10 protein-coding genes are annotated in these 13,413 nt (G+C 36.0%); 9 read left to right on the top strand and 1 reads right to left on the bottom strand.

Annotation, left to right across the window (positions count from 1 at the left end):
- Positions 1–80 precede the first annotated feature (80 nt).
- The 8 genes from TTHE_RS12540 (at position 81) to TTHE_RS14050 (ending at position 7,377) form a co-directional block, all read left to right on the top strand.
- The gene (locus tag TTHE_RS12540) at positions 81–833 is read left to right on the top strand and encodes a YwmB family TATA-box binding protein (RefSeq protein WP_013298938.1); all 753 of its coding nucleotides are present in this window, start codon (positions 81–83) and stop codon (positions 831–833) included.
- 9 nt (positions 834–842) lie between these two features.
- The gene (gene murA, locus TTHE_RS12535) at positions 843–2,096 is read left to right on the top strand and encodes a UDP-N-acetylglucosamine 1-carboxyvinyltransferase (RefSeq protein WP_013298937.1); all 1,254 of its coding nucleotides are present in this window, start codon (positions 843–845) and stop codon (positions 2,094–2,096) included.
- Positions 2,097–2,547: 451 nt separating this feature from the next.
- Positions 2,548–3,369, top strand: a complete 822-nt coding sequence (locus tag TTHE_RS12530; protein ID WP_013298936.1) for a 5'-methylthioadenosine/S-adenosylhomocysteine nucleosidase family protein — start codon at positions 2,548–2,550, stop codon at positions 3,367–3,369.
- A 120-nt stretch (positions 3,370–3,489) separates the two neighbouring features.
- A complete protein-coding gene (gene yjeM, locus TTHE_RS12525; RefSeq protein WP_013298935.1) occupies positions 3,490–5,016 on the top strand; it encodes a glutamate/gamma-aminobutyrate family transporter YjeM in 1,527 nt (508 codons plus the stop codon).
- A 97-nt stretch (positions 5,017–5,113) separates the two neighbouring features.
- Positions 5,114–6,508, top strand: coding sequence for a dipeptidase PepV (gene pepV, locus TTHE_RS12520; RefSeq protein ID WP_013298934.1), 1,395 nt, complete (start codon positions 5,114–5,116; stop codon positions 6,506–6,508).
- A 111-nt stretch (positions 6,509–6,619) separates the two neighbouring features.
- Positions 6,620–6,844 (top strand): DUF1659 domain-containing protein, encoded by a 225-nt coding sequence (locus TTHE_RS12515; protein ID WP_013298933.1) that lies wholly within the window; start codon positions 6,620–6,622, stop codon positions 6,842–6,844.
- Positions 6,845–6,881: 37 nt separating this feature from the next.
- Complete coding sequence (locus TTHE_RS12510; protein ID WP_013298932.1) at positions 6,882–7,100, top strand: DUF2922 domain-containing protein; 219 nt, start codon at positions 6,882–6,884, stop codon at positions 7,098–7,100.
- 133 nt (positions 7,101–7,233) lie between these two features.
- A complete protein-coding gene (locus TTHE_RS14050) occupies positions 7,234–7,377 on the top strand; it encodes a YvrJ family protein (RefSeq protein WP_013298931.1) in 144 nt (47 codons plus the stop codon).
- A 21-nt stretch (positions 7,378–7,398) separates the two neighbouring features.
- On the opposite strand, the gene TTHE_RS12505 is transcribed toward TTHE_RS14050, so the two are convergent.
- Positions 7,399–7,689: an MTH1187 family thiamine-binding protein gene (locus TTHE_RS12505; RefSeq protein WP_013298930.1), complete on the bottom strand. Its 291-nt coding sequence runs from the start codon at positions 7,687–7,689 to the stop codon at positions 7,399–7,401.
- Positions 7,690–8,146: 457 nt separating this feature from the next.
- Between TTHE_RS12505 and TTHE_RS12500 the strand changes: the two genes are divergently transcribed.
- On the top strand, positions 8,147–13,402 hold the full coding sequence (locus tag TTHE_RS12500; RefSeq protein ID WP_013298929.1) for an IPT/TIG domain-containing protein: 5,256 nt from the start codon (positions 8,147–8,149) through the stop codon (positions 13,400–13,402).
- Positions 13,403–13,413 lie beyond the last annotated feature (11 nt).

Raw genomic sequence — 13,413 nt, 5'->3', positions numbered from 1 at the left:
TGGTAAATTTATTATCCCCCTTGTGAATTTACCGTATAATACCGCCCACTTTTTATTTACTATAATTTTGGAGGAAAAATATGTTTAATAAGTTATCATTGATTATTGTAACAATATTAATCGTGTTTGTCATGCTAAATTCTCAAATGGATGCTTTTTCAGCCAAAAGCAATGATATTGCTGTTTTGGAAAATAGCTTTGAAAAAAGTGGAGCATCTTATGAATATGCCAACATTAATGCATGGTCAAAGTTGAATTCAAAATTTACGTCTATAAGTGAAATGAATATGATTGTAGAAAAAATTATAAAATCAATGGGGATTGACGATAAAAAGGTAAAGGTTTCAAAACTAGATCAGGACAATTTCAGACAATATGATGCTGAATATGACACAGGGAACAAAAAAGTTTCCATTGTAATGCAAAGCGTTAAAAATGAAGTAGCCAATGAAACATATATTTTGATAGATGAATATTTGTTGAAAGGCAATAAGGACGTGATTGGTGAAAACGAAAAAATTATAAAGGCGTATTCAAAATTAAGCCTTACACCAGAAATTGCTACATGTCTTGTAGGTGCATACAAAGGACTGTTGAATAAGGATAAGATTAGTAGTATATTAGAAGAAGTGATGAAAGACACGAACGCTGTCAAAGTGGAAGGTTTAAACGATGAAAATTTAGTCAGTATTTCTGCTCACACAAATAAAATTAAGGAATATATTGAGATGGGAAGTGAAAAAATAAATTTAAACGTAGCATTAAGATACAGTAGTTTCGATGATAAAACTTATATTTGGATTGCGACACCAATAATAGCAATAGAATATTAACATTAGAGGGTGGTATACACGAAGATCATCGTTGAGAATAGTCCTGCTTTAAGAGGTACAGTAAAGATAAGTGGCGCGAAAAATTCTGTTTTGCCAATCATTGCAGCATCGCTTTTGTCATATGGAGAAGTGTTTATAGACGATGTGCCAGAGCTTAAAGATGTAAATGTCATGATAGAACTTATAAAATTTCTTGGTGCTCATTGTACCTTTAAGAACGGAAAATTGAAGATAAATGTCGATATAAAAGATGTGGAGGCACCTTACGAACTAGTAAAAAAGATGAGAGCATCTTTTCTTGTGATGGGTCCAATCCTGGCAAAACTGGGTCATGCAAAGATATCGTTACCTGGTGGATGTGCAATAGGGACAAGACCAATTGATTTACACTTGAAAGGGTTTCAAACTCTCGGGGCTCAAATAGATATAGGGCATGGATATGTAGAAGCAAGAGCCAAAAGACTGGTAGGCAAGAAGGTATATTTAGATTTTCCCAGCGTTGGTGCGACTGAAAATATCATGATGGCTGCTGTATTTGCTGACGGTATTACAACGATAGAAAATGCAGCAGAAGAGCCTGAAGTAGTAGACCTTGCCAATTTCTTAAATAAGATGGGAGCAAATATAAAAGGTGCTGGTACAGATACAATAAGGATTGAAGGTGTAAAAGAACTAAAAGGAACAGAACATACAGTTATACCTGACAGGATCGAAGCTGGCACGTATATGGTTGCAGCAGCCATGACAGGTGGTGATGTACTTATAGAAAATGTCATAGTAGATCATATAAAACCTATTATTGCTAAACTAACTGAATGCGGTATTGATGTATTTGAGGAAGGTACAGGTGTGAGAGTTAAAGGGAAGAGGAATTATAAGGCTGTTGATGTAAAGACGCTTCCATATCCAGGATTTCCAACAGATATGCAGGCGCAGATGATGGCAATGATGGCTGGGGCAAAAGGGACGAGTGTAATTATAGAGACGGTCTTTGAAAACAGATTTATGCATGTAGACGAATTAAAGAGGATGGGAGCAGACATAAAGATTGAAGGAAGAACTGCAGTAGTAACAGGAATCGATCATTTGTCTGGTGCGGAAGTTAAGGCTACAGATTTAAGAGCTGGAGCTGCACTGATTTTGGCAGGACTCATAGCAGAAGGAAAGACGATTATTAATGATGTGCATCATATAGATAGAGGTTATGTAAATATAGAGGAAAAGCTAAAAAATCTAGGTGCAATTATATATAGAGTTGATTAAAGCGTAGTGTACTTATGTACACTTTCTTTTTTATTGTATGTATTTTACTTGATAAGTAAATTTTATTTTATCTTGTAAATGTTTTTTATGTATAATTATCATGACCTCCAACGAAAGGAGGTGAAACCATTGGCATCTGACGAAAAGAAGCGGAAACAAAGCCGCTATGTAGATCTGTACAAAATTTTTGAATTGCTGCTTAGGCTGTTAGAAATAATAGTTAGGTGGTATTCGAAAATGAGTACATATCTACAGAAAAAGACGGGAATGCACCTCCCGCCTTTTTAATTACCATTGACACCTGACTTTTATTGCTTCTATATTATTATAACATAAAATAAGTTTAAGTAAACATAAAATAAAAATTTATTTGTGCAGTCATGGTAAAAGAATTATAATATTATAAGCATTTTTCCCATGAAGCTAACAAAAAAAGGAGATGTATTAAATTATGGTTTACATGGCTGTATCTTTGTATGTTGAGGCAAAGCCTATTATAGAATATTATGACTTAAAAAAAGACGTGGATGATAGATTTTATCAAATTTTTAAAAGCGATAATATGACATTAATAATAACCGGTGTTGGCAAAATTGCCTGTGCTGTAGCTACGTCTCATATTTTATCCAGGAATCTTCTTTTTGATGAGGATATTGTAATAAACATGGGTATATGTGGTGCAAAAAATGATGTACAAATAGGTACAGCGTATATTATAAATAAGATAAAGGATGCTTCTACAGGAAAAGATTACTATACAGATGTATTATTAAAACATGAATTTTATGAGAATTCTATTGAAACTTTTGATAAACCTATAGAAGATGCGAGTGAGTTAGAAGAAGCTTTGTGTGATATGGAATCCAGCGGTTTTTATCTTTCAGCGTCGAAGTATGTAGAACAGCACAGGATATTTTTGATTAAGGTAGTTTCTGACAGGATAGGTGTTGATATTGTTGATAAAAATGTGGTTTCATGCCTTATTGAGAAAAACTTAGATAAAATCGATGTGTTCATAAAAAGGGCTCAAGACTTTATGAAAAACGAAAATGAGATATTTAAAAGAGATGAATTGGACTTAATAGACGAAATATCTTGCAATTTGAAGCTTACAAAAAGCTTGAGAGAAATGCTGTATAAAGCTTGCCTTCATTATAAGGTGAGGACTGGCAAAGATATTTTATTTTTAAAGAATAACGCTGTGGGTACTGTTAATAATAAAAAAGAAAGAGGAAAATATTTTGAGCTTATTCTTTCATATTTGAAGCAATAGATCTTTTGTGTTTGAATGTAAAATGTTAGGTAAGGCTTAAACATTGCAAAAGTTGTGAAATTAAATTATAATGAATGTATTAAAATAGTTTAATAATTAAAAAATAAGAGGAGGAATCAGATGGCAACAAAAGAAAATGCTAGAAGGAAGTTATCGCAGATATCATTGATATTGATGATATTTACATCTGTTTTTGGATTTACAAATATGCCTAGGTCCTTCTATTTGATGGGTTATGGCGCTATTCCATGGTATATATTGTCAGGTATTACATTTTTTATACCTTATGCATTTATGATGGCAGAGTATGGTGCTGCCTTTAAAGAAGAAAGCGGTGGCATATATACATGGATGGAGAAATCAGTGGGACCATTGTACGCATTTACAGGAACATTCATGTGGTATGCTTCGTATGTTGTATGGCTTGTAAACATATGCTCTACAATATGGATTCCACTTTCAAATGCTATTTTTGGAAGTGATAAGACATCTGAGCTTCATTTTTTAGGGCTTAATTCTACGCAGACATTGGGCATGCTTGGCATCATGCTTATTATCGTGATAACATTTGTTGCAAGCAAAGGCTTAAGCGGTGTTTCAAAAGTGGCATCTATAGGAGGGACGGCTATACTTCTCTTAAACGTTGTTCTTTTGATTGGATCGGTTATAGTCTTTATAGCGACGGGTGGAAAGTTTAAAGAGCCTATAACAGGCATTGGATCATTTATAACATCACCGAATCCTTCGTATACGACACCTCTTTCTGTTTTGTCGTTTGTGGTTTTTGCTATATTTGCATACGGTGGGACAGAAGTAGTAGGTGGCGTTGTTGACCAGACAGAGAATGCAGAAAAGACATTTCCTAGAGGTATGATGATAGCTGCTACAATAATATCAATTGGATATTCATTGGGGATATTTTTGATAGGTATTTTTACAAACTGGAAGGATGTATTATCTTCTGATAAGATAAATCTGGCAAACGTGGCATATGTCATTATGAACAATTTGGGATATCAGCTTGGCCTAAGCCTCGGAATGGGACAGGCAACTGCTGTTGTCATAGGCAATTGGGTTGCAAGAATCGTTGGTATGTCAATGTTCTTAGCACTTATCGGTGCGTTTTTTACATTGACGTATACGCCTCTTAAACAGTTGATAGAAGGAACCCCAAAGGAATTGTGGCCTAGAAATATAGGATATGTGAAAGACGGAATTCCAAAGGTGGCTATATGGGTACAGTGTGGCATTGTAGTGGCAATGATATTCTTAGTGTCTTTTGGTGGAGACATTGCAAAAGTATTTTTTACAAGGCTTGTTTTAATGGCAAATGTGGCAATGACAATACCTTATCTCTTTTTAATTATTGCATACCCATATTTTAAAGGGAAAAGCAGCATAAAGAAAGGGTATCAGGTATTTAAAAGCAAAACAACTGTAATGGTAGTCACGATATTAAGTGCTGCTATAGTGGGATTTGCTAATTTCTTTACTATTATAGAGCCTATGACATCAGGTGATTATGCGTCTACCATATGGATGGTAATAGGTCCTGTATTTTTCTCTGTTACAGCGCTTCTTTTATTTAGGAGATATTCAAGAAGGTATAAGAATGGTGCTTATAGATTGTTAAGAAATGATGATTAGATGGATTGAGCAATATGAGGTTTACCTCATATTGCTTTATTTCATAAGAGAAAGAGACTATAATGGTATTAGAATATTGTGGTAGGAGGGCTGATTTATGATATTAGATCAGTATGTAGATATTTTAAAGGACGAGTTGGTGAGGTCTACACAGGAAATTATAAAAATAAAGAGCACTGAAGGGGAGCCGAAGCCAGGGATGCCGTACGGAGAAGGACCAGGAAAAGCTTTAGAGAAAGCTCTCATGATTGCCGATAATCTTGGATTTAAGACGAAAAATGTCGATGGATATGTGGGCTATGCTGAGTACGGTGAAGGAGATGAAATAGTAGGAGTTCTTGGGCATTTAGACGTTGTCCCGGAAGGTGATGGATGGGATTATCCTCCATATGGTGCTGAAATACACGATGGCAAAATATACGGCAGAGGAGCAACAGATGATAAGGGCCCAATTATGGCTTCTCTTTACGCTTTAAAGGCGATCAAAGATTCCGGTCTTAAATTAAGTAAGAGAGTAAGGATATTGTTTGGCACAAATGAAGAAACGGGTTCAAAAGAGATAGAATACTATCTAAAGCATGAGGAAGCACCTACAATAGGTTTTACTCCAGATGCAAATTATCCGGTCATTTATGCAGAAAAAGGCATCACAATATTTAATGTTGTAAAAGATTTTAAAGAAAAGTCTGATGAATTGGCTATTAAGTACATAAAAGGCGGCAATAGGCCAAACATGGTTCCTGATTATTGTGAATGTGCAATAGTTGTCAAAGATGAAAAGCGAAGAGAAAGTATTCCAGATGAAGTAAAAAGATTTAGAGATGTGACAGGCTTTGATATAGATTGCGGTATTGAAAATGACATGCTTGTCATTAAGTCTCACGGAGAGTCTGCACATGGAAGTCTCCCCTATCTTGGCAAGAATGCCATAATGCAGCTTATATTGTTTTTAAATGTTATTTATCAGCAAGACGATGATGTGAAGAAATTCATAGACTTTTTTGCGAAAAATGTAGGGCTTGAAACAAATGGCAAGACATTTGGAGTAAATTTGAAAGATGACACAGGAGAGCTTTCGTTTAATGTCGGCACAATTAATTTAAATGAGGAGAAAGGCACCATTGGACTAAATATAAGATATCCGGTTACATTTAAATACGAAGACCTGATGAATCCATTTAATGAGAAAATAGGAGAATACGGCATGAGAGTAGAAAACATGATGCATCAGCCGCCACTTTATTTCCCTAAAGATCATTTCCTCATAAAGACGCTTATGAAAGTCTATGAGGATGTGACAGGAAGGAAAGATGAGCCGTTGTCGATTGGTGGTGGAACGTACGCCAAAGAGATGAAAAACATGGTGGCATTTGGACCGATTTTCCCGGGCAAACCGGACCTTGACCATCAAGCCAATGAGTACATTGAGATAGATGATCTCGTCTTAAATGCTAAGATATATGCCCGTGCCATATACGAGCTGGCAAAGTAAATGCATTAAAAACAGGAACTTATCTTTATGATAATTTCCTGTTTTTTTTATGGGTAAGATTTTTTCGCTTTTTCTATATTATAAGTGTAAAAAGTAAAAGGAGGTATTAAAATGGCAGTTATATCTACACCACAAGGCTCAAGGATTTCCATATCCTACATCACTGGAAAAGACGAAAGAGGCGTCGATGTCATAAGAAGCAGGACATACAACAACATTAAAAGCTCTGCACTGGATCAGGATGTCATGGATGTGGCTGCAATTTTAAGTGGGCTTCAAACATATCCTGTAAAATCTGTGACACGCATAAATCAAGTTGACTTGTCGCAAGAGTAAAAATTTAAACTAATTCATACAGAAAGGAGGTTTTAGTGTGGCAGTTCAACTTCAGATGAATTTTAAAAATAAGCTTGGCAGTAACTTTAGAATCAATGTGGATAATGCCCTTGAAACATTGACAGATGATCAAGTAAAGACAGCGATGGAGACAATAATCTCAAAAAATATATTTGATACAAGTGGCGGCGAGCTAGTAGAAGCAGTCAGTGCCAGCCTTGTATCTACGACAGAAAAAGAATTTGCAGTCAAGTAAAAGGGCGGGGATATCCCCGCTTTTATATTATTAATCAGATACAATATCATATAGGTGATATATTAATTTAAATCATGGTAGATTTATATTTTATGTGAGCATTGGTATTGTAACTATTCAAAGGAGGATCGATATGAGTGAGATATTTGCAGGTATTGCAAATCTGGGCTTTCCGATAGTTATAAGCATTTATCTTTTAGTGAGAATCGAAGGGAAGTTAGACAGCTTGACAAATTCCATAAATGAGCTGACAAAAGCTATAGTTAAACTAGAATAAGCGCTTTTGCGCTTATTCTGGCTATTGACAAACTTCATTAACCCTCTTTTCCATATTATCTGGTTTATCCCGTCTTTCATCAATCATGATATTTGTTACGACTCTCATTACGCCGTCTTGAAAAGGAATATTGTGTATTTCTTCGGCTACTTTCATAAGCTCTGGCGTGTTTCCTTCAATAACTGTAGATGTAGGTGTTACGGTGTACTTTTGTCCTCTTTTGTTTAAAAGATTTACGGCATCTTGAACGAAGCTTGAATATGAAGCGCTGCCGGTTCCTACAGGGACGATGTTTATTTCAAGTATCGACATTTGAATGCCTCCTTAGCTAATCATATATTGAAAATTTTAAAAATTTTGCAGTATACTATTATATTTTGTCGAAAAATAATTTTTTATCCATCGGAATTAAAATGCTGAAAACAAGGCATTTAGAAGAAAAAGATTACAAATACTTGATAAAATTTTGATTATTTGGGTCTTAAGTCCTATTTATTTAGACATTTTAATGTAATATAATAAAATTCGTAAGAATGATTCCCCTTTTCCCCATAATTTAATTTATATTCTGCACCCCCAACCCAATATGGTGTGCTGCATTTATTGCAGCATTTTTTTTGCTTATTTGCTTAAAATTGATAAGCAAAATGCCGATATAAAAAGTGAGGTAGATTATTTTTGGCTGTAATATCGAAATTTTTACTTTGATTTATAAAAGTTAATGTTTATTATATATAAAGTATATTTATAGAAAAAGAGGGTGTAGAGAGTGAGAAGATATTTGTCATTATTGCTGATATTTGTCATATTGGTGTCGCTTTTCCCAGGAAATATGTCGAAGGCTTATGCGTCAAGCCCTCCCAATATTACTGCTGTTAAGTCATTGCGGTATGACGGAACGATGGCATCGCCTGCAAAAGGGCCTTACAACTCCACTACAGACATAGAGATTGACGGAAGTGCTTTTATGACATTCGACAGCACAGGAAATATGATATCGCAGGTTGATGCAGTCTATATTGATTCTATATCAGATAGCACAAAGCTTACGATACTGAGCGTTAATGAAAGCAAGATATATGCAAAAGTTCCAGATAAAAATATAACGGGTCTTTCGCCTAATAAACCGTATATGATTATAGTGCATAGAAGCGATGGACAAAGTGCTGCAATTCCAAATGGATTTACATATCTCGACAATCCTAAGGTAACAAGTGCTGCACTAGATAATTATAAGACTGTGACGAGGGACACCAATGGAAATGTAACAGGAATATCAGAGCCTCAATCATTTATTAGGATGGAAGGAAGCAATTTGAGCGATATAGCTTTAGGCAATATAAATGGAGAAACATCAAATGTGGTATCACAGAGCGGTTCTGTGCTAATCTCAGATATACCTTCCAGTTTAAGGATTGATCCCAGCACAACTTACAATATATACGTTACTAATATATATGGTGGACAATCTAATATGTATAGTCCTCCTAAGCTATCTGCAGTTAATCAAGATATAACTAGCTTATCCAAGTATCAGGTTATAGTAGGCGATAAGATAACAATATACGGTCACGGATTTTCGACACTTGGAAGCAGTATGAGAGTTTACGTGGGAGAAAACCTTGTAAACAGTAGCGATGTTACAGTGGTAAGCGATACAGAAATGACTGTAAAAGTACCTGCACCAAAAGATACTACACTTCCATATCAAAATATAGATATAGTTTCAAGCGACGGTTCAACTGTCACACTGGTGAATGCGCTAAAAATTATACCAACGCCCTCTGCCATAACAATTGACAGTATCACTCCAAATGCAGGGACAATGTCCGGTGGAACAAAAGTTATCATAGTAGGTGAAAACCTCAGAGAGGACCTTATAGTCAAGTTTGGCGGCATTCAGGGCCAAAATGTTCAGATGGTTAGTTTGCCGGGACTTACAGACAATATGGATGCAATAGAGGTTACAACACCACCTTATTCAAAATCAGGGCCTGTCAATGTAGATATAGTTGATCCAATTACAGGATATACAGTTACAAAATCTAATGGCTTTTTCTATCTTGCTGTTGAAGATAGCTTAGTTGCTATTGATATGAATCCATACAGCGGTTACGAAAATGGCAATACAGATGTGACAATTTGGGGATACAATTTTCAAAGAAGCGACGATCCTTCTACTTATACTGCCAATCCCGACAGCACTGAAATAACTTATGTCAACAGCAATTATACATATACTGATCCTGTAACTGGGCAAAATGCAACCGGTAAAAGAGAAAGAAAATTATACGTAACTTTTGGCGGCAACAAAGCTAAAATAGAAAGTGTTTCTGTGCCGTCTGGAGGGCAGGAGATTTTAAAGGTATTATCTCCCAGCATTACTCTAAATCCTCCGGGGCAGTCTATGCCTGTTGATGTTGTTGTAACTGTTGAAACGACTATAATGGATTCAAATGGGAATGTCGTCATGCAGTACTCTGAGCAAAGCTCACCTCCTAAAAAATTTACGTATAATCCGCTTCCATCCAATCCGGAGATTTTGAGCATATCTCCTAACAGCGGAAGCAGGGCAGGCGGGGATACCGTAACGATACAGGGATTTGATATTAGGCCTGGTGCCAGCATCTACTTTGGCGGTGCTTTAGCCACAGTAAAGGATTTGACAATTGATTCTAGTAATAGGTCAATAGTAACCGTCATAACTCCAAAGAGCAGCGTGCTGGGTTATGTTGATGTGAAAGTTGTCAATAAGGATGCAGATCAGAATCGCGGATTTACAACAATGGCAAATGGGTACTATTACTATACGGCTCCTACCATCACAAGCGTATTTACAAATTTTGGTTCAAAATACGGTGGAAATCTAATAACAATTACAGGAATGGATTTTTACGTAGGTCAGACGGTACAGAATGGAGTATATGTGCCTTCATACCCGACAGTTACAATAGGGAATATAAATCTTGAAGTTATAAGTGTACAGGATAATAGCGGAAATATTATAGACGGTAAAAAGTTAAATATTGGAACACAGATAAAGGCAATGGTTCCTGTAACCTCAAATCCTTACCCTGTTGGCTGGCAGGATATAACAATAACAAACTACGATGGGCAGAATGGCACAGAAGGCGGTACTGTTACACTTAAAAATGGATTTGAAATAAAAGACACACAGAAGACACCTACAATAACGTCTGTCAATCCAAACAAAGGCCCTACAAAAGGTGGAACGCAGATAACTATAACAGGTAGCAATTTTGAAAGTGGAAGTATTGTAACCATCGACGGTGTTCAGGCAAAAGTGACAAGCGTTACATCAGGCAATACTGTAATAAATGCGGTGGCGCCTGCAGGGACATTAGGTAAAAAGATCGTGCAAGTAATAAATCCATCTGATGGCGGAACGGCATCATTGACTGACGGTTTTGAGTACCTGCTTATTGAGACGAAGCCCAAAATTACCAGTATTTCACCTAATTATGGCGGCAAAGGAACGCTTGTTTACATCTTTGGCAGTGATTTTTCAAGGAAGATTGGAGATAGCGATGGTGCAACAGTTTATATAGGCAATACAGTCATGGATGATGTGTACGTAATTGATGAGAATACTATAACAGCAGTTGTACCCGATTTACAGTATAGTGGCCTTTATGATATTACAGTTGTGAATCCAGATACTGCTACTGCAAAATCTCCGCAAAAATTTCACTACCTTATTCCTGAATCAAATCCTGTTATAACGGCGATAACACCTGATAAAGGAACTGTAAATGGTGGTACAGCTATAACTATAACAGGAAGTGACTTTAGAAGAGGAGCGGAAGTGTATATCGGCGGAAAACTTGCTACAAATATAACAGTAAGCTCCGATGGTAGTACCATACAGGCAATGACACCACCAGGTAATCCGGGCAGGACATATGTTACTGTCATAAATTACGACGGTGGCAACTACACGTATGGTCTTCATGATGGGGAGGATGGCTTTACATATGTTGTGCCAAACAGCATACCTGTAATAACAAAAATAAACCCCAATACAGGTTCTACTTATGGTGGCGATACTGTTACAATAATAGGACAGGATTTCAGGATTGCAAAGGACCAAAATGGAAATATCTTAAAAGACAGCGATGGAAATCCGATAGGACCTGATGTATATTTTGGAAATGTGAAAGCAACAAAAGTAATATATGTTGATTATGGTACATTGAAGGTCGTTACACCTCCAAATCTTCCAGGTCCTGTAAGAGTTTCTGTGGTAAATTACGATACGGGCATAGGATATATTGACAATGGGTTTACATATGTTCAATCTAAACCTACAATAAGTAGCATAATTCCACCAGAAGTTGACGTTAATAGTATTACAAGTGTTATTGTAAGTGGTTCTAACTTTGCTGTACCTATATATGATGGCAATACGCTTATAAGACCAGGCTCTAAAGTATATATTGATGATAAAGAAATGATGGATATAACTATATTCGATAGCAGTGAGATAAAATTTGATGTACCAGCTGGTTGGGATATAGGAACGAAAACTTTGAAGATCGTGAATCCAGATGGCGGCATAGCTACGACAAACATTGAATTTGTTTCAGCTGCTTCAAAACCTGTTATTACTAAAGTAGATCCATCTAAGGGAAGTATTGATGGAGGAACTATAGTAACAATTACAGGAAGCCAATTTTCAAGTAATGTGAAAGTTTATTTTGAAAAATATAAGGCAACAATAGTGTCAAATAATGAAACTACCATTGTTGTGAAGACACCTGCCGCAGATGAAAAATTTTTAAATATACCTGTAGATGTAAAGGTGCTTAATGATGATGGTGCAAGTTTTACATTGAAAGGTGCATATACATATATAAAGACAGGTGCCAGCCCTGTAATAACATCTATAACGCCTAATACAGGCTCTACAGTTGGCGGTGATACTGTGACAATAACAGGTGACAATTTTAAAAGTGGGCTTACAGTGAAATTTGGTGGTAAAGAAGCAGAAAGTGTAATTGTTAAAAGTTATAAAGAGATAACTGTTATTACACCTCCACATGAAGCCGGAAAGGTTGATATTATAGTATTTAATTCAGACGGTGCACAGGGAGTGCTTGCAGGCGGATTTACGTATGTTCAGACAGCACCAGACAATCCATCCGGATTTTATGCTGAAGAAATTAGAGGAAACGATCATACAATATATTTACATTGGAATGCTGTAAATGGCGCAAAGCTTTATGAAATATATGGCAAAAAGCATAGTGACGATAATTATTCGTTTATTGCGTCTACAGATAAACTTGAGTACTATGTTGATGGGCTAAGTTCAAATACACTTTATGATTTTAAAATGAGAGCTATCAATGACAAAGGGAACAGCCAATTTACAGCCAGCGACAGTGCATATACCGATTCCTCTGACAACTCTGAGTACGATATTGGTGTGCCAGATAAAGTAGGCAATACAACTATGAATATATCAGGTAACGTAGTTTATATAACACTTGGAGATGATGCGGCAAGTAAAAGCGCATATCTAATAGATTTAACAGACTACAAATACAAAAATACAAATACGTGGGTCATAAATGTGCCAGAAAGTTTTAGCAATAAAAACTGCAAAATAAGTCTTAGGGCGCCTAACTTTAGCATGGATTTTACACCACAAGCTTTAAACCTTACTTCTAACATTGACAGGATTACCGTAAAATTACTTGATGGCAAGACAATAGATGATTTAAACAAAAACCTTGGGAAGTCAGGCAGCATTGTATCTGACGTCTATCAGATAAGCTACGATGAGATAGATGGAAGCAGCGTTACACATATGAGTAGTTTTAAGCAACCTGTAAATATTAAAATAAATTACTACGGCAATAGAGTGGTAAAAAGCGGTACATTGTCTGTCAAAAATTTTGACGATACTACTGAATATTATCCGAATGTTTATTCTGCATTGCAGTATGCATTGGTAAATGCTATACATACAGGTAGATATGCTGTTGTGAATTTTACTTAATAGAGAGGTAT

The sequence above is a fragment of the Thermoanaerobacterium thermosaccharolyticum DSM 571 genome, assembly GCF_000145615.1.
GTDB lineage: Bacteria > Bacillota > Thermoanaerobacteria > Thermoanaerobacterales > Thermoanaerobacteraceae > Thermoanaerobacterium > Thermoanaerobacterium thermosaccharolyticum.
Note: the sequence above shows the minus strand (reverse complement) of the source record. Positions and strands in the feature narration are given on the sequence as shown.

What these genes read in the sequence shown, in the direction of transcription:
- TTHE_RS12505 (WP_013298930.1), bottom strand. Translation starts at nt 7,689, where the DNA reads ATGTCGATACTTGAAATAAACATCGTCCCTGTAGGAACCGGCAGCGCT.
- TTHE_RS12540 (WP_013298938.1), top strand. Translation starts at nt 81, where the DNA reads ATGTTTAATAAGTTATCATTGATTATTGTAACAATATTAATCGTGTTT.
- TTHE_RS12515 (WP_013298933.1), top strand. Translation starts at nt 6,620, where the DNA reads ATGGCAGTTATATCTACACCACAAGGCTCAAGGATTTCCATATCCTAC.
- TTHE_RS12530 (WP_013298936.1), top strand. Translation starts at nt 2,548, where the DNA reads ATGGTTTACATGGCTGTATCTTTGTATGTTGAGGCAAAGCCTATTATA.
- pepV (WP_013298934.1), top strand. Translation starts at nt 5,114, where the DNA reads ATGATATTAGATCAGTATGTAGATATTTTAAAGGACGAGTTGGTGAGG.
- TTHE_RS14050 (WP_013298931.1), top strand. Translation starts at nt 7,234, where the DNA reads ATGAGTGAGATATTTGCAGGTATTGCAAATCTGGGCTTTCCGATAGTT.
- yjeM (WP_013298935.1), top strand. Translation starts at nt 3,490, where the DNA reads ATGGCAACAAAAGAAAATGCTAGAAGGAAGTTATCGCAGATATCATTG.